The organism is Exiguobacterium sp. AB2 (genome assembly GCF_000696055.1).
Lineage (GTDB): Bacteria > Bacillota > Bacilli > Exiguobacteriales > Exiguobacteriaceae > Exiguobacterium > Exiguobacterium alkaliphilum.
Genome location: NZ_JNAA01000035.1, coordinates 1 through 1,173 on the forward strand (window position 1 = coordinate 1; position 1,173 = coordinate 1,173).

General features: G+C 53.4%; 1 pseudogene. It reads right to left on the bottom strand.

Annotation, left to right across the window (positions count from 1 at the left end):
• Window positions 1–1,173, bottom strand: a pseudogene (locus DI14_RS15175) (IS3-like element ISEnfa5 family transposase); the annotation flags it as partial.

Genomic DNA, 1,173 nt, shown 5'->3' on the forward strand with positions numbered 1-1,173 from the left:
GTGAGTTCGCTATAGGCCTGGAACTCACGCAAGTAGTACATCTCCACTTTCAAGGTGCCCCAAAAACTCTCGATCGGGGCGTTGTCGATGCAACGTCCGACCCGGGACATGCTGCGGGTCATTCCCGCGTCTTCTACCATTCGTTTGAACCCTCTCGAGGTATATTGGAACCCTCGGTCGCTATGGATCATCGGACGTGCTCCTGTACGGAGCCCCGCGATGGCCGGCATCATCGTCTGGAAGACGAGAGCGTTGTTGTTGGACTTCCCGATGCGATAGGCGACGATCGAGCCGTCATACAGGTCGATGATCGCGCTCAGGTATGCCTTCTTCCCGGCACCATATTTGAACTCGGTGACGTCGGTGCACCATTTCTCGTCCGGTCGGGACGCGCTGAACTCTCGGTTCATCAGGTTCTCGGCCACGTGCTGCGGCGTTGACTTCTTATGCTTCTTCCGCTTCCGGCGGATGACCGATTGGATCCCATGGATATGCATCAAGCGATAGACTCGCTTTTCATTGAACGGGGACAGGCCTTGTTGCCGGCGCAGCCGGTTGATCGTCATCGTGATCCGACGGTACCCGTATGTGCCGTTCGCCTGGTCATAGAGTAGACGGATGTCCTCCAGAAGCTTCTCGTTCTCTTCTTGACGCACCGGTATGGTGCGATTCAACCATTTGTAATAGGCCGCCCGTGAGATGCCGGCGACTCGACAGAGGAGCACGATCGAAAGGGCCTCCTCTTCGTTCAATTCTTTGATGGCGATATATCGTTGCTGTAGCCGTACCTGGCTGATCATGACCTCCTCTCGATCTCCTCTAACTTTTTTAGAAACAAGATGTCCGCACGAAGAAGTTCGTTCTCAAGATCCATTTGCTGGATCCGGCGTTTCAGCTTCTCTTCTTCGCTTAGTTCGTCCTCTGGCTTCGTACGACCACGGCGGTCTAGGAGCGCTTCTGCCCCGTTCGTGTCATACTTTTTGATCCAGCCATACACCTGGGCATAGGACACCTGATATTGTTCCGCGGTCTGCTGGTAGTTGCGTCCATTCTCCAAACAGTATTTCACGATCTCGAAGCGCTCTTCGAATGTGGTTTTTCTCCCTTTTGTCATAGCTCGATCCATCCCTTTCCTCGAATCTGTTAACTCGCTATGACTAGTATACTTCTTAA